Origin of the sequence: Xanthomonas phaseoli pv. dieffenbachiae (genome assembly GCF_008639345.1) — a bacterium.
Classification (GTDB): domain Bacteria; phylum Pseudomonadota; class Gammaproteobacteria; order Xanthomonadales; family Xanthomonadaceae; genus Xanthomonas; species Xanthomonas phaseoli.
In genome coordinates this window covers 4,577,522-4,598,035 of sequence record NZ_CP041380.1, presented here as the reverse complement: position 1 = coordinate 4,598,035, position 20,514 = coordinate 4,577,522, and the positions used below count along the sequence as shown (strand labels likewise).

General features: G+C 69.2%; 9 protein-coding genes. All 9 read left to right on the top strand.

Annotated elements, in window-relative coordinates:
* Positions 1–120: 120 nt before the first annotated feature.
* The 9 genes from tssK to FLG15_RS20465 are packed head-to-tail and all read left to right on the top strand — an operon-like array spanning position 121 to position 20,481.
* On the top strand, positions 121–1,455 hold the full coding sequence (gene tssK / locus FLG15_RS20505; RefSeq protein WP_104620238.1) for a type VI secretion system baseplate subunit TssK: 1,335 nt from the start codon (positions 121–123) through the stop codon (positions 1,453–1,455).
* The gene (icmH, locus tag FLG15_RS20500; protein ID WP_150147235.1) at positions 1,437–2,717 is read left to right on the top strand and encodes a type IVB secretion system protein IcmH/DotU; all 1,281 of its coding nucleotides are present in this window, start codon (positions 1,437–1,439) and stop codon (positions 2,715–2,717) included. Before tssK ends, icmH begins: the two co-directional genes overlap by 19 nt.
* A complete protein-coding gene (gene tssM, locus FLG15_RS20495; protein WP_150147232.1) occupies positions 2,714–6,244 on the top strand; it encodes a type VI secretion system membrane subunit TssM in 3,531 nt (1,176 codons plus the stop codon). Before icmH ends, tssM begins: the two co-directional genes overlap by 4 nt.
* Positions 6,241–6,816: a type VI secretion system-associated protein TagF gene (gene tagF, locus FLG15_RS20490; protein WP_057687098.1), complete on the top strand. Its 576-nt coding sequence runs from the start codon at positions 6,241–6,243 to the stop codon at positions 6,814–6,816. The genes tssM and tagF overlap by 4 nt, the downstream gene beginning before the upstream one ends.
* Positions 6,813–7,529, top strand: a complete 717-nt coding sequence (locus FLG15_RS20485) for a PP2C family protein-serine/threonine phosphatase (protein ID WP_039569523.1) — start codon at positions 6,813–6,815, stop codon at positions 7,527–7,529. Before tagF ends, FLG15_RS20485 begins: the two co-directional genes overlap by 4 nt.
* A 4-nt stretch (positions 7,530–7,533) precedes the next feature.
* Positions 7,534–11,235, top strand: coding sequence for a bifunctional serine/threonine-protein kinase/formylglycine-generating enzyme family protein (locus FLG15_RS20480; RefSeq protein ID WP_150147229.1), 3,702 nt, complete (start codon positions 7,534–7,536; stop codon positions 11,233–11,235).
* Positions 11,232–11,690 carry a hypothetical protein gene (locus FLG15_RS20475; RefSeq protein ID WP_150147226.1) on the top strand — a complete coding sequence of 153 codons (459 nt, stop codon included), beginning with the start codon at positions 11,232–11,234 and terminating at the stop codon, positions 11,688–11,690. Before FLG15_RS20480 ends, FLG15_RS20475 begins: the two co-directional genes overlap by 4 nt.
* Entirely contained in the window at positions 11,687–13,363 is a 1,677-nt protein-coding gene (locus FLG15_RS20470) for a ShlB/FhaC/HecB family hemolysin secretion/activation protein (protein ID WP_017159423.1), read from the top strand. Before FLG15_RS20475 ends, FLG15_RS20470 begins: the two co-directional genes overlap by 4 nt.
* An 11-nt stretch (positions 13,364–13,374) precedes the next feature.
* Positions 13,375–20,481, top strand: a complete 7,107-nt coding sequence (locus FLG15_RS20465; protein WP_150147223.1) for a two-partner secretion domain-containing protein — start codon at positions 13,375–13,377, stop codon at positions 20,479–20,481.
* Positions 20,482–20,514: the final 33 nt, after the last annotated feature.

Sequence of the window (20,514 nt, the reverse complement as noted above, 5' to 3'; positions counted from 1 at the left end):
AATGCACCCGACAACGCAGCGCGCAGACGTTCCTGCAGGCGTGCCTGGCAGGTCGCACGCGACGCGGTGTGGACGCCTGTGCGCTGCATCGGTGGCCGACCTTTTCTCAGCGAGCGGATCATGCACAACAACAAGGTCGTGTGGAGCGAAGGGCTGTTTCTGCGCCCGCAGCATCTGCAGCAGCAGGAACGCTACCTGGAGCGCTACGTCGACCTGCGTGCCGCGCGGCTGCGGCCGCATGCCTGGGGCGTGAGCGAGCTTGAATGGGAGACCGATCTGCTGGCGGTCGGCAAGCTGGGCCTGCGCCGTGCGCGTGGCGTGTTCGCCGACGGCACGCCCTTCGCAATGCCGGGCGACGACCCGCTGCCGGTGGCGTTGGAGGTGGAACCTAACTGCCGCGACCAGATCGTCTATCTCACCGTGCCGCTGCGGGTGCCGGCGCAACCCGAACTCGGGCGCCCGGAATCGCCGGCCGATCAGCTGTTTCGCTACCGCGTGCGCGAGACCGAAAGCAACGACGCCTCCGGCAGCACCAGCGAAGCGGTGTTGATGGAGGTCGGCGGCTTGAGCACGCGGTTGCTGCCGCACTCGCAGCCGTTGGAAGGTCTGGACCGCATCGCGGTGGCGCGCATCATCGAGACGCGCGCCGACCGTCAGGTGGTGCTGGACCCGCAGTTCATTCCCAGCGCGATGGTGTGCCAGGCGGCGCCGCGCTTGACCACCTTTCTGACCGAGTTGCTCGGCCTGCTGCACCAGCGCGGCGAAGCACTGGCATCGCGCGTGACGCTGACCGATCGCGGCGGCGCCGCCGATATCGCCGATTTCCTGCTGCTGCAGCTGGTCAACCGTTGGCAGCCACAGATGGCGCACTGGGCCGCCGCGCCATTGGCGCACCCGGAAGAACTGTTCCGTGCCTTGGTGGCGCTGGCCGGCGAATTGAGCACCTTCACTGCGGCCGGCAAGCGCCCCCCTGCCTGGCCCGCCTATCGGCACGAAGCGCAGCAGGAGAGTTTCGAGCCGGTGATCGCCGCCTTGCGCAGCAGTCTGAGCGCGGTGCTCGAACAGACCGCCACGCCGCTGCCGATCCAGGCGCGCAAGTTCGGCGTGTGGGTGGCGATGGTACCGGACCCGGGCCTGCTCGACAGCGCGGCGTTCGTGCTCGCGGCCAAGGCCGACATGCCCAGCGAAGAGTTGCGTCGGCAATTGCCTGCGCACGCCAAGATCGGGCCGGTGGAGCAGATCCGCGACCTGGTCAATCTGCAGTTGCCCGGCATCGTGGCCACGCCCATGCCGGTGGCACCGCGACAGATCCCGTATCACGCCGGCTATCTGTATTTCGAATTCGACAAGAGCGCAGCGTTGTGGCGAACGCTGAAGACGTCCGGCGGTATCGCATTCCACTTCGGCAGCGAATTCGCCGGGCTGGATCTGCAGCTGTGGGCGATCCGGAGCTGAGCATGAGCCGACCCATTGCCGATCTGGCGCCTGCCTACACCGCACCGCTGCCGGCCGCAGGGGGCAACGGCGTGCCCAGCGAAGACACCGACATCAGCGAACTGCTGGGCCGCAGCGTCAACCCGTTGGTGCAGGCCGCCACGCCGCTGCTGCTGTTGGCAGTGCAGTTGCGCCACAGTGCGCAAGCTCCCGATGTGGCCCGCCTGCGCGAGCAGGTGATGGCGCAGGTGCGCCGCTTCGAACAACGTGCGCGCGATGGCGGTGCGCCGGTGGAGGCAGTCACCGCCGCGCGCTACGTGTTGTGCGCACTGCTCGACGAAGCGGTGCTCAATGCGCCGTGGGGCGAGCGCAGCGGCTGGTCGCAGAAGACCTTGCTGGTGACCTTCCATAGCGAATCGTACGGCGGCGCCAAGTTCTTCCAGATCCTGGAGCGCTTGTGCGCCGATGTGCCACGGCATCTGGACTTGATCGAGCTGATGTACCTGTGCCTGGCGCTCGGGTTTGTCGGCCGCTACCAGATCGAGTCCGGCGGCATGGTGACGCTGGCGGCCATCCAGGACGATGTCTACCGCCGCATCCGTGCGGCGCGCGGCCCGGCGCCGGACAGCCTGGCGCCGCGTTGGCGCGGGGTGGAAGACCGCCGCCGGCTGGGCCGTTATCTGCCGGTGTGGGCGGCGGCGTTGCTGGGATTGAGCGTGGTGGTGGTGGCGTTCGTGTGGTTGCAGGCGCGGTTGAACAGCCTGTCCGCACCGATCAGTGCGCAGGCCGCCCAATGGGGCATTGCGCCGGCCACGCCGCCGGACGCTGCACCCGTGCCGCCGCCGCCGGTGCGGCTCAAGCAGCAGCTCTCCGCGCAGGAACGGGCCGGGTTGTTGCGCGTGGACGAACAGGCCGACGGGCAGACGCGCGTGCGCCTCAGCAGCGCGGCGATGTTCGCCTCCGGCGGGGTGGAGGTGGAGCCGCAGCAGCGCGGCTTGATCGCGCAGATCGCTGCGGCGATCGAGCAATTGCCGGGGCGGGTGATCGTGGTCGGGCACACCGATGACGTACCGGTGCGCTCGCTGCGCTTCCAGGACAACTACGCCTTGTCGGCCGCGCGTGCGCAGGCGCTTGCGCAGGTGTTGCAGGCGCAGCTGAGTACGCCGGGGCGGGTGGACGCCATCGGCGCCGGCGATTCGCAACCGATCGCACAGCCAGCGCAATTGCCGGCCAACCGCGCGCGCAACCGCCGTGTGGAAATCCTGTTCCAGCCTGGGGAATGACGATGAAGACGCTGTTGTCCAAGCTGAGCGCAACGGTGGTGGTCAGTGTGCTGGCGCTGTGCCTGCTGTCGGTGCTGCTGTGGGTGGGCGGGCCATATGTGGCGCTGGCCGGCTGGAGTCCGCTGAGCAGCGTGGCGGCGCGGCTGCTGGCGATCGTGTTGCTGGTGGTGGTGTGGGCGGGCGTGCTGGCGCTGCGCCGCTGGCGCACGCAGGCACGTGCGGCAACCTTGTCCAGCGCGCTGGCGGCGCCGGGCCGCGACGACGACCGCGAGCTGCGCAGCGGGCAGGAGCGGGTGCAGTTGCAGGCGCGCTTCCAGCAGGCGATCCAGTTGCTGCGCAAGCGGCGCGGCGGCGCCGATCTGTACACGCTGCCGTGGTATGCGCTGATCGGCCCGCCCGGTTCGGGCAAGAGCACCTTGCTGCAGCATTCGGGCCTGCAGTTTCCGCTGGCTGCGCGCATGGGCGATGCGGCCTTGCGCGGCGTCGGCGGCACCCGCGATTGCGAATGGTGGTTCACCGATGAAGCGGTGTTCCTGGACACTGCCGGGCGCTACACCACGCAGGATTCGGACCAGGCGGTGGATGCCGGCGCATGGCGCGATTTCCTGCGCCTGCTGCGGCGCTATCGCCCGCGCCGCCCGCTCAACGGCGTGTTGGTGACGATGAGCATGGCGGACCTGTTGCTGCTCGACGATGCCGAGCGCGACACGCACATGCAGGCGATCCGCCGCCGCCTGGACGAACTGGCCGAGCAGTTGCAGGCCAGCGTGCCGGTGTATCTGATCTTTACCAAATGCGATCTGATCGGCGGCTTTGGCGAGTTCTTCGATGATCTGACACCGGCGCAGCGCAACCAGGTGTGGGGCATGACATTTGCGTTGGCGCAGACCCTGGACGGGCACGCGGCGCGCAGGTTCGCCGACGAGTTCGGCGTGCTGCAGCAGCAGCTGAGCGCACGCCTGTTCGAACGCCTGAATCTGGAGCGCGACCGTCTGCGACGCGCGGCGATCCTGTCGTTTCCGCAGCAGGTTGCCGCACTCGGCGAGCGTGCGCGGCAATTTGTCGAAGGCACCTTCGCCGGCAATGCGTATGGCCCGGCGCCGTTGCTGCGCGGGGTGTACTTCACCTCCGGCACGCAGGACGGCACGCCGATCGACCGCATGCTGGGCGCGGTGGCACGCACCTTCGGCCTGGAAGAAGCGCGCGTGCAGGCACCGGGCGCGCAGCGGCGCACCTTTTTCGTCGAGCGGCTGCTGCGCGAGGTGGTGCTGCGCGAATCCGGCCTGGCCAATACCCCGCCCACCCAGCAGCGCCGCAGGGCGTGGCTGCAGGCCGCCGCCTACGCGGGCGTGGCGTTGCTGACTGGCGCAGTGCTGGCCGGGTTGGGGCTCAGCTACCTGGGCAACCGGACGTACCTGCACCAGGTGCGCGTTGCGCTGGACGCGCGGCCGGCAGTGCCCGATCCCAATGCCGCCACCGGCATGCACGAGTACGTGGCGCGCACCCTGCAGCAAGCCGATGCCACGCAGGCGGTGGTGAAGGTGGCGCAGCAGTATCGCGCCGGCGCACCGTGGTCGTTGCGCATGGGGTTGTTCCAGGGCCAGGCGGTAGGCGAGCAAGTGCAGGCCGGCTATCTGCGTCAGCTCAACGCCACCTTGTTGCCAGCCTTGGCGGTGCGCTTGCGCACCGGTCTGGTCGATAACGCACAGGCACCGCAGGCGCTGTACTACACGCTCAAGGGCTATCTGATGCTGGGCCAGCCGCAGCATCTGGACCCGGCGCAACTTAGCGCGCTGGCCGCCATCGAAGCGGCAAAACTGTTCCCGCGCGAGCCGGCCTTGCAGCAGGCGCTGCGTGCGCATCTGCAGGCGGTGCTGGAGTCGCCCGCGCGCGTGCGGGCGCTGTCGCTGGACAACCAGCGCATCGCCCAGGCGCGCTCCAGCCTGCGCGCGGCCGATCTGTCGACACTGATCTACGGCAACCTGTTGCTGACCCCGCCGGACGGCACCCCGTTGCGGCTGGATAAAGCACTGGGCTTGCTGGCCGACACCTTCGTGCGCCGCAGTGGCGCGGCGTTGTCCACCCCGGTGCCGGCGCTGTACACCCAGCCGGTGTTCGCCGCCTTGCAACGCGATGGCATCGGCCAGGCGGTGGAACGCTTCGGCCGCGACGATTGGGTATTCGGCGGTGCGGCGCTGGACGCCTCCGCCAAGGCCACGCTTGTGCGCGAAGTGGGGCAGCGCTACACGGCCGATTACATCCGTTACTGGGATGGGTTGCTGGCCGACCTGCAACTGCGTCCCTCGGCCGATCTGGCCGGTGCCAGCGCCACGGCCGCCAAGCTGGCCGGGCCCAGTTCGCCGCTGCGGCTGCTGCTGGGCGTGGTCGGCGAGCACACCCAGGCAATGGACCGCGTACCGCCGCCAGACCCTGCGCAGCGCGCGCTGGCCGCTGCCGCCAACTCGGCAGGCGCCAAGGCCAATGCCGCCGCGGCCAAACTCCCCGGCGGGGCGGCGATGAGCGCGGCGCTGGCCACGCCGGCCGAGGGTGCCGCAGCTGCGGCGCCGGCAGCGGGTGCGGCGATCAGCGAGCATTTTCTGGCGCTCAACGCCTTGGCCGCCGGTGCCCCTGGCAGCACGCCGCTGGACCATCTGCTCAGCGTGCTCGATCAGCTCGGCAAGCAATTGCTGGTGATCTCCCAGGGCGGCGGCGATGCCGCGGCGGCCAACGCGCAACTGGCGTTGGCGCGGCAGGAAATGGCGCAACTGCCGCCGCCGGTGACCGACTGGCTGCAGAGCCTGGCCGGCAGCAGCGCCACCTTGATGACCCAGGGCGCACGCGCCGCGCTGGATGCGCAGGTCAGGCAATCGGTGGGCGAGGTGTGCACGGAATTCGTGCGCGGCCGCTACCCGTTCGATCCGCAGGCGCAGGTGGAGATCCCGCTGCAGAATTTCGGCGAGTTGTTCGGCAGCGGCGGGCGCCTCGAGACGCTCTACACCGGCACCGTCAAACCGCTGCTGGATACCCAGTCCCCGCAATGGCGCTGGAAGGATGGCCCGGACGCGGTCATCGGCGCGCCCGGTCTGCCGGTGCAACTGCAGCTGGCGCAACGGATCCGGCAGAAATATTTTCGCGGCGGGCCCACGCCGCAGATCGGCTTTACCGTGCTGGCGCCCACGTTGGGCGAAGGCGTGACCCGGCTGACGCTGGATATCGAAGGCCAGCGTTACGACTACCAGCCCGGCGCGGCGCAAAGCATGCCGATGACCTGGCCCGGGCCGGTGCCGGGGCATGTGTCCATCGCCGCGTTCGGCGCCGATGGCGTGGCGCTGGGAACGCTGGACTACCAGGGCGACTGGGCATTGTTTCGCGCGCTGCAGGCAGGACACCTGGAAAACCCGTCGGATCTGCGCTTTGTCGCCAGCTTCGCGCTTGGTGGCCACGACGTGCAGGTGCCGCTACGCGCCGGCAACCTGCGCCACCCGTTCCTGGACAGCGACGTCCAGCAGTTCGCGTGCGGCGGATGAGCATGCCGGCGAACGAACCACCCGGCTTCCACGGCAAGTTGCCTGGCGTGGGCGACTTCGTGCAGCGGCGCCTGCCGGCCAGCTTCGTGCGGCCGTGGGATACGCATTTCGCCAACTGCCTGGACACGGTGCGCCAGCAACTCGGGCAGCGCTGGCCAGGCGCGTATCGCAGCAGTGGCCTGCGCGCATTTGCGTTGGGGCCGGGCGTGTGCGGTGCGCAGGCCTGGGCCGGCCTGCTCGGCCCGGGCGAAGACCGCGTGGGGCGCTGTTTTCCGCTGACCGTGGCGATGCCGTTGCCGCACATGTGCCTGCCGTCGGCGGCATGGTTCGGCGCAGTGGCTGCGTGCCTGGGCCGCAGCTTGCGCGCGCGCACCGATGCCACCGGATTCGATGCCGCGTTGTGCGCGCTCGGCGTGCCCGGCGCGCCTTCCAGCATGCATGCACCGGTGCCCGGTCAATCGCTGTGGTGGCGGCTGGGCGCGGCCGCGCACTCGATCAACGGGCTGCCCACCGCCCAGATGTATCTGGAGTGGTTGCTGGCCGAGCAGGACATCACCGAGGTGACCCGATGAACGCGCCCTACCAATCGGCCGGGCACACCGAAACCGGCAAGGTGCGCCGGCTCAACGAAGACGCCTTGCTGCTGCGCGAAGACGCCGGCCTGTGGGTGGTGGCCGATGGCCTGGGTGGCCACAGCGCCGGCGATTACGCCAGCCAGTTGCTGGTGCAGCGACTGAGCGCGTTGGTGCGCCCGGCGGATCTGTGCGATTTCCTGGATGCCATCGACGACACCCTGGCGCAGATCAATCGCGAGCTGCTGCAGGTGGCGCGCGAGCGCCGCGTGGACATGATCGCCACCACCGTGGTGGTGTTGGTGCACGACCCGGATTTCATGCTGTGCGGCTGGGTCGGCGACAGCCGCATCTACGCCCAGCAGGGCGGCCCGCTGCGCCAGCTCACCCGCGACCACGTGCACGGCGTGCGCGATGACCTCACCCAGTTCGGCAGCGCACACGCCAGCGCCGCAGCGGCCGGCGTGCTCACGCGCGCGGTGGGTGCGCAAGAGCCGCTGTTCGTCGATTGGGTGTTGACGCCGAGCCTGCCGGGCACGCAGTTTCTGCTGTGCAGCGACGGCATCAACAAGGAAATTCCAGACCCGGAGCTGGATGCCGAATGCCATCGCTTCGGCGATCCACGCGCGCTGCTGGCGCGTCTGTTCGAATTGGCGATGGGGAGGGCGGCACGCGACAACGTCACCGCCGTCGTCGTTCGCCTGCAGGAGTAAGTGCATGCACGAAGACACTGCCACCGTCACCGAACTGGTCACCGCCATGCGCCGCGGCGCACTCGACCTCGATGCCGTCCTGGCCGCGCTGGGCAAGCGCGCCGCGGTACCGGAGGCCGAATACCGCGCCGGCATGGAAACGCTGTGGACGCTGCAACGCCAGCACCTACTCGACGATGCCACCGTGACCACGCTGGTAAGCCGGCTGGATGCGTTGCGCGATCGCGCGCCTGCGATTGCGCCTGCGCCATCGGCAACGCAGCAGCCAACACCCACGCCAACCGTGGTCGACGACGATGCCACGGTGGTGATGCCACGCCCCGGCCCGGCGCGCATGCTCGAAGACGACATCACCCGCGTGCAACCGGCCCAGCCCCTGCCCGGCGAGGCGCCCAGCCTCACCAGCCTGGGGCTGGGCGCACCCACCTACCTTGGCACGCAGACCGGCACCGGCACCGGCACCGGCACGGCCGGTACCGCCAGCCTGTCGAGCTGGCAGCACCTGGCCGAAGCCGCCGGCGGCGATCATGCTGGTGTCGGCAGCCTGCTCAAGGGCCGCTTCCAGCTCGAACGCGAACTCGGCCGCGGCGGCATGGGCGTGGTGTATCTGGCGCGCGACGAACGCAAGGTGGAAGCGCGCGACCGCGACCCGTGGCTGGCAGTCAAGGTGCTCAGCGACGAATTCCGCCGCCACCCCGACGCACTGGTCGCCCTCCAGCGCGAAGCGCGCCGCTCGCAGAAACTGGCCCACGACAACATCGTGCGCGTGTACGACTTCGACAAGGACCGCACCCTGGTCTTCATGACCATGGAATACATCGACGGTTGCGACCTGAAAACGCTGATCCGCGAGCAGGCCTACCACGGCATGCCGCTCAAGCAGGCCTGGCCGCTGATCGATGGCATGGGCCGGGCGCTGATGCGCGCGCACACGGCCGGCATCGTGCATTCGGATTTCAAGCCCGGCAACGTCATGGTCACCCGCGATGGCGTGGCCAAGGTGTTCGACTTCGGCATCGCGCGCGCCGGCAAACACGCCGCCGATGTCGCCGGCGAACAGACCGTGTTCGATGCGGCCACGCTGGGCGCCTTGACGCCGGCCTATGCCAGCCTGGAAATGATCCGTGGACAGGCCCCCACACCGGCCGACGATCTGTACGCGCTGGGCTGCGTGTGTTTTGAATTGCTGACCGGCAAGCACCCATTCGACAAACTCAGTGCCGAAGTGGCGCTGCGCGAAGGCCGCCGCCCGCCGCCGGTGCCGGGCCTGACCCGTCGCCAGTACGCCACGTTGTGCGCGGCCGTGGCGTTCCCGGCTGCGCAGCGGCTCACGCGTGTGGACCAACTGCTCGACGGCCTGCGCCAGGTGCCGCTGCGCGAGCGCGCGCTGCCGCTGATCGGCTATGGCGCCACCGCGCTGGCGTTGGTCGGCGTGGGCGGGTGGGGCGCATCGCGTTATCTGCATCAGCGCCATCTGGACGAGGTCATCGCACGCTTCGGTGCGCAGGACCGGCAGCAATACCGCGACGAAACCCAGGTCATGCAGGCGCTGTCCAGCCTGAGCGCAGACGACCGCCGGCGCGTGCTCATGGACCGCAGCGACCTCATCGAAGATTTCCTGCTGCGCCGGCTGGACGCGCTGTGGAATCCGGCCAACGGCCGCGACGATTACCGCGGCGCGCTGCAGGTGTTCGCCTTGCGCGACCGGCTGCGGCTGTATTCGCCCGCGCTGGATGCGCGTCGCCAGGCCATCGAGCGCGAAAAGAACCAACGCCTCAACGCGCTCGACACCACGCTCAATCGCCAGCTCGATGCCGGGCTGTTGTTCCGCACCCAGCCCGACAACGCGCTGGCCACGCTCGACCAGGTGCGCCGCATCGATCCGGGCAGCAGCCTGCTGCGCCATTCGGCGCTCGAGGTACGGCTGGACGCCGCCATCGCCGAAGCAGTCGCAGCAGGGCAGCTCACCACCGCGCGGACGCAGGTAGAACAGGCGCGCGCCGCGTTCCCGGACTCGTTGCGCCTGCAGTTGCGCAGTGCCGAGGTCGGCGTGGCCGAGCAGCAGGCCAAACGCACGCCGGTGGCCGCCGCGTTGCGCGATGCGGACAGCGCGCGCAAGGCACTGGCTGCCGATCTGGCCAACCCCAGCACCGACCCGGCCTGGCGCGCGCGTATCGACGCCGAACTGGCCGCACTGCCGGCGGCCGAGCGCAGCAGCCAGGGCAGCGCGCTGGCCGAGGCCATCGGCACGGCGGTTGCCGCACAAAGCGACCCCGCACAGCTGGCGGGCGCGCAGGCGCTGGTGGATTTCGGCCTGGGCCTGGCCCCGCAATCGGCCAGCCTGCTGGCCCAGCGCACGCGCCTGCAGACGCTGGAGCACCAGCTCGAACAAGCGCTGGCACGCGAAAGCGCCGAGTCCGAACTGGCCGCGCGGATCGAATCGCTACACCGCGCCGCCGCCGCCAACGATTTGGGCAAGACCGGCGACGCACTGGCGCGCATTCGCGCGCTGCAACCGGGTCATCCGGTGTTGCGCAGCGAGGGCCCACAACTGCTCTCGCAGGTGTATCGCAACACCGCCGGCGATGCGTTCGCACAAGGGCGTTATGCGCAGGCGGCCGACCTGCTGGCGCAAGCGGTGCAGACGCTCGGCCAGCGCGCCGAACTGCGCAGCGCGCAAACCCGTTATGCGGTGGCTGCCGCCGTGATGAGCGCGGGCACGCTGGCGCCCAGCGAACGCCAGCAACTCGCCGCGCGCCTGCAGACGCTCTATCGCACCGACGCCACCGCGCTGGCGCAGCTGGAGGCGCAGATGAAGGCGGCCGGCCAGTTGCCGGAAGGCTCATTGTCGGCCCGTCTGCAACGCGCGCCCGCCGCCGATGCGCCGGCCGACGACAGCGTGCCCCCGGGCGGTGCCCCCGAGAACGCTGCGCCTGCCGCCGGCGCAAGACCGGCGCGCGGCAAATCCGTTGCCAAGCCCGCCGCTGCCGCCGCCACCGCTGCGCGCAACTCCGCCGCCGCGGTGGCAGCGCCCGCCAACGTGGACGATGCCGACAGCCTGCCGCCGCTGCCCACCGGCCCGGATCCCTGTGCCGGCCTGGCCGGGCGTGCTGCAGCGTGCTTCGACACACTCGGGCAGACCCGCGGGCCGATGCTGGTGGTGATCCCGGCCATCGCCGGCGGCAAGCCATACGCCTTGTCGCGCGGCGAAGTGGCGGTGGCCGATTTCAACCTGTTCTGCCAGGCCACTGGCCGCTGTACCGCCCAGGCCGCCGCCACCCCGGAACTGGCGCGCGCGCCCGTACGCAATATCAGCCTGACCCTGGCGCGCGCCTATCTGCGCTGGCTCACCATCGGCAGCGGCGGCTGGCGTTACCGCCTGCCCAGCGATGCCGAGTGGCTGCACGCCGCGCAGGCGGCCAGCAACTGGCGGCAGGCCGAAGACAGCAATTGCGTGCCGCCCAACGCCAGCGCCGGCGATGCCGCGCGTGCACCGGTGTCGGCGCGCGGACGCGATGCCAATCCCTGGGGCCTGATCAATCTCACCGGCAATGTCTGGGAATGGGTATCGACCGGAACCGGCGTGCAGGCGCGCGGCGGAAGTTTTTCCAGCTACTGGTCCGATTGCACGGTGCAGGCCAGCCGTGCCGACAACGGCTCGGCGCAGCCGGACGTGGGCCTGCGCGTGCTGCGGGAGCTGCCATGAGCGCCGCCCCGCCGTCGCCCGCTGCAACGGCGCATCCGGCCAATGCGCAGCTGCAGGCGCTGGCGCTGGCGCATCAGCAGGGCCAACTCGACCGCGAGCAATACCGCGCGCGCCGTCGGCGCGTACTGGACGCCGCCCGCCAGAGCCAGGGGGTGACCCTGCGCAATGCCTTGCCGAGTTCGCCTGATGCCCGGTCGGGCCCGCTGTCTGGGCATCCGGTGGCACGCAAGCTGCGCAGTCAGGTGGTAGCGGTCTTCATAATCGTGACGCTCATCGCAATAATATTGCTAACATTGCATGAATGTACGTTGGGGTTTGATCGGCGTTCAGCAAGGGGCGAGGTCAGACACGCCGATCGCCGTGCAGTCGCCGCCGTGGCGCCTGCATGCGCAGCGGGACACGTCGGCCATGCGCAACAACGGATGGTCTCAGGGGAAATGGACGTATGCGTATGACGTGTCTGGCCGCGGCGGTGTCCGCGTGCCTACTGCTGGCCGCACCTGCGTGGGCGCAGTCGCCGACCGATGCCACCGCTGCTGCGCAGTCGGCAGCGGCGGTGCCGGCCATGAAGGACCGGACCGACGCGGTCACCCTGCAGGTGCGCGGCTTTCGCGTGCGCGATGTGGGCCACTACCCGGAGGCCGGGATCGACCCGGCCCGCATGCAGGCCGTGGCCGACGCTGCCTTCGCCGAGCTGGCCCAGGGTCAGCCGGTGGTGGCGTTGCGCTTCGATCAACTGCAGGCGGTCGCCGATGCCGTCACCCGCGCCTACCGGCAGGCCGGCTTCATCGTCAGCACCGCCTATCTGCCGGCGCAGACGCCCGGGCCCGACCAACTGATCGAGATCCGCGTGCTGGAAGGGCGCATCGGCCAGATCAGCGTGCAGGGCGCCGCACGCTACCGCGGCAACGCCTTGTCGGCACCGCTGCGCCAGCTGCAAGGCCGCCCGCTGCGCAAGCAGGACGTGGACACCGCGCTGTTGTATGCGCGCGATCTGCCGGGCGTGTCGGTGTCCTCGGTGCTGCAGCCGGGGCAGAAGGACGGCGAGACCGACGTGGTGCTGGTCGCCAGCGAGGCCGCCCGCCCGTATGTGATCACCCTGGGCGGCAACAACTACGGCACCGAGCTGACCGGCCGGTATCGCGCCCAGGCCGGCATCACCTGGAATAGCCCGCTCGGCCTGGGCGATGTGTTCGCCGCCAACTACGCCTATTCGCTGGCGCCGCGGCAGAGCCAGATCGGCGCGCTGTCGTATGGCCTGCCGATCGGCAGCGTGTCCGGCCTGAGCGCGGTGATCGGCGCCAGCCGCAGCGAACTGGAAGTACGCAACGGCGTGTTCGCCCGGCTTGGCCTGAAGGGGCCGACCTCCATCGTCTACACCGGCGCCGACTGGAAATTCATCAACACCGAAACGCTGCAGCTGCAGGGCTCGGCGCGCTATCTGCGCGAGCAATCCAAGCTCAGCGCGCTGGGCATGCAGTTGTCCGACCAGCAGTTCGATGTCGCCGAGCTGGGCCTGTCGTTGCGGCGCACCGATCTGCGCTGGCGCGGTGTGGATCTGCTGCAGGGCAGCGTGCGTCAATCCTTGCGCGACCGCTCGGCGCCGGTTGACCAGATCAGCCCCGGCCGCGACAGTTATTTCACCATCGCGCGGCTGGCCTACACGCGCCTGCAATACCTCACCCGCACGCAACGGCTGTATTTCAAGTTCAACGGCCAATACAGCGACGACACGCTGACTCCGATGGAGCAGTTCGCTGTCGGTGGGCCGGACAGCGTGCGCGCCTATCCGGTCTCCGATGCCTTGGGCGACCGCGGGTACTACACCGCGCTCGAATACCACATCGATGCTCCCGGGTTTGCCGATGCCGCATCGCCGTTCAATGGCCGGCCCTGGCGCGAACTACTGGAGCTGGATGTCTTTGCCGACCACGCCCGCGTGTTCGCCGCCAATGGCCGCCTGGCGCCGGCCAGTTTCGATGCCGCCGGCGTGGGCCTGACCTTCCGCTTGCCGCAGTACGCCAATTTCGAATGGCGCATCAGCGCCGCGCTTCCGACCGGTGCGCGCGCTGCCTCCGACGGACGCGACGACGCCCGCCTCTACACGCGTTTCGGCTTCACTTTCTGAGGGATCTGCGCATGCACGCCACCATCCATCCCGCGACCTCGCCGCGCACGCTCCCGTTGCGCCACTGCCCGCTGGCCATTGCGCTGGCCGCTGCCCTGCTGGCCATGCCGGTCAGCGGCCTGGCCCAGGTGGCGGCCAACCAACTGCCCACCGGCGGCAGCATCGCCGGCGGCACCGGCACCATCAATGCCGTCAACGGCAGCAGCCGGACCGTCGACCAGACCTCCGCGCGCATGGCGCTGACCTGGTCGGCGTTCGACATCGGCTCGTCGGCGACGATGATCTTCAACCAGCCCAGCACCAGTTCGGTGGTGCTCAACCTGGTGCAGAGCAGCGACGCGACACAGATCTACGGCAACCTCACTGCCAATGGACAGGTGTTCCTGCTCAACAGCAACGGTGTGTTGATCGGAAGTACGGCCAACATCAATGTCGGCGGCCTGGTGGTTAGTACGCTGGGCACCACCGCGTCCCAGTTCATGCGCGGCGACTACAGCCTGGATGCCGGCGGCACCACCGTGGCGCAGGTCATCAACAGCGGCACCATCAACGCTTCTGCCGGGTCGGCGGTGCTGATCGGCGGCCGGGCGTCCAACAGCGGCACCATCACCGCCACCGCCGGCAACATCACCCTGGCCGGTGCCGACGCGGCCACGCTGACGTTCGAAAGCGGCGGCTTCGGCGTGTTGATCGACAAGCCGCTGCAGCTGAGTCTGGCGACCGAAGCGGTGGACAATTCCGGCACCCTGAGCGCGCCAGGCGGCGCGATCCAGCTGCAGGCGCGCGCGGCGCAAGGCCTCTTCGATCGACTCATCAACAACAGCGGCACCATTCGTGCGTCGTCGCTGTCCAATGGCCCCGACGGCAGCGTGTCGCTCATCGCCTCCGGCGCCGGCAGCATCGATGTCGGGACCGGGGCGATCACCCTGAGCACCGGTCGCGCCGTGCAACAGACTGGCATCTACACCGCCGGCAGCCTGGGTGGCTTTATCGGTGGCAACGCCACCTTCAGCGGGGCCAACAAGATCAGCAGCCTCGGCAACCTGGACGTGGGCGGCAACCTCAGCCTGACCAACACCGTCGCGTTGTCACAAGCCGGTGCGCTGGCGGTGACGGGCACCAGCCAATTCCTGCAGTCCGGCAGCGCGCTGTCGCTGACCAACGGCAGCAATACCTTCGGTGGCCTGTTCAGCGCCAGCGGCAACGGCATTGCAGTGAACGCGGCGGGCAATCTCTCGATCGGCACCTTGACCCTCGACAGCAACAGTGCGCTGTCGTTGAGCGCCGCTGGCGCATTGACCTTGCCGACCACGGCGATCAACACCGGCAGTGCCAATCTCACCCTGTCCAGCGGCGGCGGCCTCAGCACGCGCGCTGCGCTGGCAGGCACGAACGTGGACCTTACCGGTCGCGGCGGCATCGCGCTGGCGCATGACGTGACCGCAAGCGGCACGCTGAAGCTGACCTCTACCAACACCGCGATCACCCAGACCGCCGGCAGCGTGGCCGCGACCGGCACCAGCACCATCAATGCCGGAACCGGTCCCATCACCCTGGACGGCGCGAGCAACGACTTCCAGGGCGCGGTGACGCTGACCGGCGGCAACACGCGCATCAGCGACAGCGGCGCGCTGACATTGGGTGCGGTGAACAGCAACGATCTCACCGCCACCAGTAATGGCGCGTTGAACTTAGGCAGCGGCCGGGTGGGCGGTGCGTTGCTCGCCACCAGCAACAACGGCGCGATCACGCAGTCGGGAACCGGTAGCTTGAGCATCGTCGGCACCAGCAACCTCAACGCCGGCACCGGTGTGATCACGCTGGGCAACAGCGGCAACACCTTTGGCGATCTGGTCAGCGCCAGCGGGCGCGGTATCACGTTGAATGCTGCCGGCAATCTGTCGATCGGCAGCTTGAACCTCGGAAGCAACAGCGCGCTGTCGCTGCGTGCCACCGGTGCATTGACGCTGCCGACAACCGCGATCAATACCGGCAGCGCCAATCTCACCCTGTCCAGCGGTGGCAGCCTCACCACGCGCGCCGCGTTGACGGGCACGAATGTGGACCTCACCGGTACCGCCGGCATTGCCCTGGCGCATGACGTGACCGCAAGCGGCACGCTGGCACTGACCACGACCAACAGCGCAATCACCCAGACCGCCGGCAGCGTGGCCGCCACCGGCACCAGCACCGTCAGTGCCGGAACCGGCGTCATCGAACTGGATGAAGCGGCCAACGACTTCCAAGGCGCAGTGACGCTGACCGGCGGCGCCACGCGCATCGCCGACACTGGCGCGTTGACGCTGGGTGCGCTGAATACCGGCAACCTCACCGCCACCAGCAACGGTGCGTTGAACCTGGGCAGCGGCCGCGTTGCCGGCACCCTTGCGGCGAGCAGCGGCAATGGCGCCATCAGTCAGAGTGCCGGACTGATCGTCGATGGCACCGCCACCCTCAACGCCGGCAGCGGCGCCATTGCGCTGACCGACGGCAATAACGATTTCCGCAGCGACGTGAGCCTGACCGGCACCGGCATCAGCGTGGTCGATCGTGACGACCTGCTCGTCTCCACGATCAGCAACGGCACCAACGGCGGCATCGCCCTGACAGCGGGCGGCGCACTCACGCTGCCTGCCCAGAACCTCAGCACCGGCACCGGCGCGCTCAGCCTGACCGCCAATGGCGGTGCACTGAGTACGCTCGGCACCTTGGACGGTGGCAACGTCAGCGTGAGCGCGCGCGATGGCGTGGTGCTCAATCACAACGTCACCGCCAGCGGCCTCCTTGGCTTGACTGCCACCAACGCCGCCATCACGCAGAACGCAGGGGTGCTCGACGTCGGCGGTCTTGCGACAGTCAATGCCGGCACCGGCGCCGTTTCGCTTACGGGCGACAACGACTTCAAGAACGGCATTGCATTGACCGGCCGCACTATCGCGGTGGTCGATGCGAACGATCTGGCCGTGCTCTCGCTCAACAACGCTGGCGCCGGCGCCATTGCGCTCACCGCAGGCAACTCGCTCACGTTGCCTGGCAGCGGATTGACCAGCAGCGACAATCTGACGCTGCGTGCAGAAAACGGCACGCTCACATTGGGCGGCAATCTCGTCGGCAATGCGGTCTCGCTGTTCAGCGCCAATGCACTCTCGCTGGCGACCAGCATCGACAGCAGCACCTTGTCGGTGTCCACCCGCAACAGCGCGATCAACCAGACTGCAGGCGCCTTGCGTATCGGTTCGACTTCCAGCTTCAACGCCGGCATCGGTGCGATCGCGTTGGGCGGTGCAGGCAATCACTTCGGCGGTGCAGTGAGCCTGGCCGGCAACGGCGTGTCGATCAGCGACAGCGGCGCCTTGACGCTGGGCACGCTGAACACCGGCAACCTCACCGCCGTCAGCAACGGCGCGTTGAACCTGGGCAGCGGCCGCGTTGCCGGCACCCTTGCAGCGAGCAGCGGCAATGGCGCCATCAGTCAGAGTGCCGGACTCATCGTCGATGCCACCACCACCCTCGATGCCGGCAGCGGCGCCATCGCGCTGATCGACAGCAGCAACGATTTCCAGGGCAGCATGAGCCTGGCCGGCGCTGGCATCGCGGTGCGCGACAGCAACGATCTCACGCTCTCGGCGTTGACCAGCAACAACGGCGGCACGATCGCGCTGACCGCGGGCGGCAATCTGGTCCTGCCAGGCACGACGTTGAACAACGGCAGCGGCGACATCAACCTGGTCGCCAACAGCCTGAGCCTGTCTGCCGCATTGCTTGGCGACGAAGTGAGCCTGCGCGCCAACAGCGGCTTGAGCTTGGGCCAGAACATCACGGCGCGCTCGTTGTCGCTGGCCAGCAGCAATGCCGCAATCACGCAATACGGCGGCGCATTGCTGGTCAGCGGCGCCACCACGGTCGATGCGGGCACCGGCGCGATTTCGTTGCTGCAAGCCGGCAATCACTTCACCAGCGTGGACCTGACCGGCAACGGCATCGGCGTGACCGACAGCGGTAACCTCAGCCTTGCCGCATTGACCAGCACCGGCAACGGCGCGGTCGTCGTGACGGCCGGCGGTACCTTGAGCCTGCCGGCACAGGCGCTGACGGTCGGCAACAGCAACCTGACCCTGGCGTCGAACGGCGGCGCACTGAGCACGGCCGCAGACCTGGGTGGCAACGACGTCACGCTGTTCGGACGCGACGGCCTGACGCTCGGCCACACCGTCACCGCCAACACGCTTGCCCTGCGCAGCACCAACGCCGCCATCGTGCAGAACGCCGGCGCACTGGCGGTGGCGGGCGCCAGCACCGTCGATGCCGGTAGCGCCAGCATCGCGCTCAATCGCGGCAGCAACCGCTTTGGCGCCGGCATCAGTCTCACCGGTACCGGCATCACGGTGGCCGATCGCGGCAACCTCACCATCAATGCCTTGAATGCCGGCGCCAACGGCACCATCGCGTTGACCGCCGGCGGTGCACTGAACCTCTCCGCGCAGAACCTGGATACCGGCACCGCCGATCTTGCCTTGATCGCCAATGGCGGCAGCATGAGCACCGGCGGTAACTTGCGCGGCCGCAACGTCACCCTGTCCGCACGCGATGGCCTCACCATCGGCCACAGCATCATCACCACAGACGCGCTGTCGCTGAGCAGCAGCAACACCGCGATCACCCAGACCGCCGCGGCACTCGACGTTGGCACCATCACCACCGTCAATGCAGGCAGTGGCAACGTCGCGCTCGATACCGCCGGCAACACCTTCAACGGCGTGGTCAATCTCACCGCAGGCGACGTGCAGATCGCCGGCAACGCGCTCAACTTCGGTACGCTGTCCACCAATGCACTCACCGCCAACAGCAGTGGCGCACTGCATCTCGGCAGCGGCGTGGTGCGCGGCGCGTTGAACGGCACCAGCGGCAATGCAGCGATCACCCAGAGCGGCGGTCTGTCGGTCGGCGGGGCATCCACCTTGAATGCCGGCAGCGCCGACATTGCCTTGACCGATGCCAACAACGACTTCGTCGGCGCGGTTGCGCTCACCGGCAACGCCATCGCCGTGCAGGATCGCAACGACCTCAGCATCGCTGCAGTGCGCAGCGGTGCCAATGCGGCGATTTCGCTGGTCGCGGGCGGCGACTTGAACCTGCCGGCCAGCCAGATCGACGCCGGCACCGGCGCGCTGACGCTGACGGCCAACGGCGGCACCTTGCGCACTGCCGGCGCCTTGCGCGGCGGCACCGTGCAACTGACCGGCGCCAACGGCATTGCGCTGAGCAACACGGTCACGGCAGGCAGCGCGCTGCGCTTGAACAGCACCAATGCCGCCATCACCCAGGCCGGCGGCGCATTGCTGGTCGCAGGCGACACCACGGTCGATGCCGGCAGCGGTGCCATTACCCTGGAGGCGGCGGGCAACGACTTCCAGGGCGTGCTCGCCCTGACCGGCGGTGCCAGCAACGTGCGCGATGCCAATGCCTTGACCCTGGGCACGCTCAACACCGGCAACCTGCAGGTGAGCAACAGCGGTGCGCTGACCCTGGGCGTTGGCCTGGTCAATGGCGATCTGGATGCGGCCAGCAACGGCGGCGCCGTCACCCAGAGCGGCGCCTTGACCGTCACCGGCAGTACCCGCATCAACAGCGGTGGCGCCGCCATCGCATTGACCGATGCCGGCAACGATTTCCAGGCAGCGGTGAGCCTGAGCGGCGGCACGGCCAGCCTGCGCGATCGCAATGCGCTGGTGTTGGGCAACCTGGATGTGGACGCACTGGATGTCGCCAGCGGCGCCGGCCTGGATCTGGGCCAGGGGCGCATCGCCGGCGGCTTGGTCGCCCGCAGCGGCACTGCCGCCGCTGCCGCCGGCGCAAGCAGCCCCCGCTTGCAATCGACAGCGGCGCCGGTGGCGCTGGCGACCGACATCACCCAGCAGGGAGCGTTGACGGTGGTCGGCAGCAGCCTGCTCGATGCCGGCACCGGCGCGATCGTGCTGGATGCGGCCGGCAATGACTTCCAGGGCACGGTGCAGGCGCGCGGCAGCAGCATCGCCATCGTCGATCGCAACGACCTGGCGGCGACTGCGCAAGCCAGCGATGCCCTGCGCCTGCAGGCCGGTGGCCAGCTCACCACCGCTGGCGCGCTCAGCGCCAACACCATCGCCCTGCGCGGCGGCAGCGGCGTCGTACTCGATCACGACGTTGCGGCCGCCAGCCTGGCCTTGAGCAGCGGCGGGGCGATCACCCAGAACGCCGGCAACCTGCGCGCCGGGCAGCTCAGCGGCAACGCCGCCGGGGCGGTCGTGCTCACCGGCAGCGGCAACGCCATCGACACGCTCGGTGACTTCAGCGCGCAAGGCCTGGATCTGGTCAGCAACCGCTCGCTGCTGGTCAGCGGCCGCGTCGACGGCGGCCCCTCGCTGCGCTTGCGCAGCGGCGGCGAGCTGCAGCTGAGCGGCCAGCTCAGCGGTGCCGCCAGCTGGTTGCAGGCCGTCGCCGGCATCCGCCAGCGCGCCGGCAGTTCGATCACCGCCGGCCTGCTCAGCGGTGGCGCCGGCGGAGCGGTGGTGCTGGGCGATGCGGCCGGCTTCATCGACAACCGGGTCGTGCGCCTGGGCGATTTCACCGCCAGCAATGGTTTCAGCTTCACCAACGGCGGCGATCTGTTGCTGGTGCTGGCCAATGGCAGCAGCTACAGCGTGGATGCGGGCAACAGCGCGATGTTCCTGTCGGTCCGCGGCAATCTGTTCCAGGACGGCCGCGCGCCGCTGCGCAACGGCACCGGCACCTTTGCCGCCACCGGCCAGATCGGGACGCAGCAGAACCCGATCTATGTGATCGGCACCGGCACCCAGACCGTGGCGGCGATCGGCGCGCCGCCGGCGTATTTCAACGCCACGACGGTCGACGGCAGCCTGCTCGATCTGGCCGGCGGCTCAGGCTTCAATGTGCCGGCCTCGGCGTTCGCCGGCCGTGCGCAGAGTTCGGCCAGCCGCACCGTGGCCTTCGTGGACCTGTCGGCCAGCGGTACCCCGTATCGCGCCTTCGGCCTGGTCCGCCCCGGCCTGCGTCTGCCCGACGACCAGCAGCCGGCCTGCGATGCCGGCGACCCGGATGCCGTCTGCAACCCCGAGTGACTTGCCTGCCGCCGCTCACCGCGGCGGCTTCCC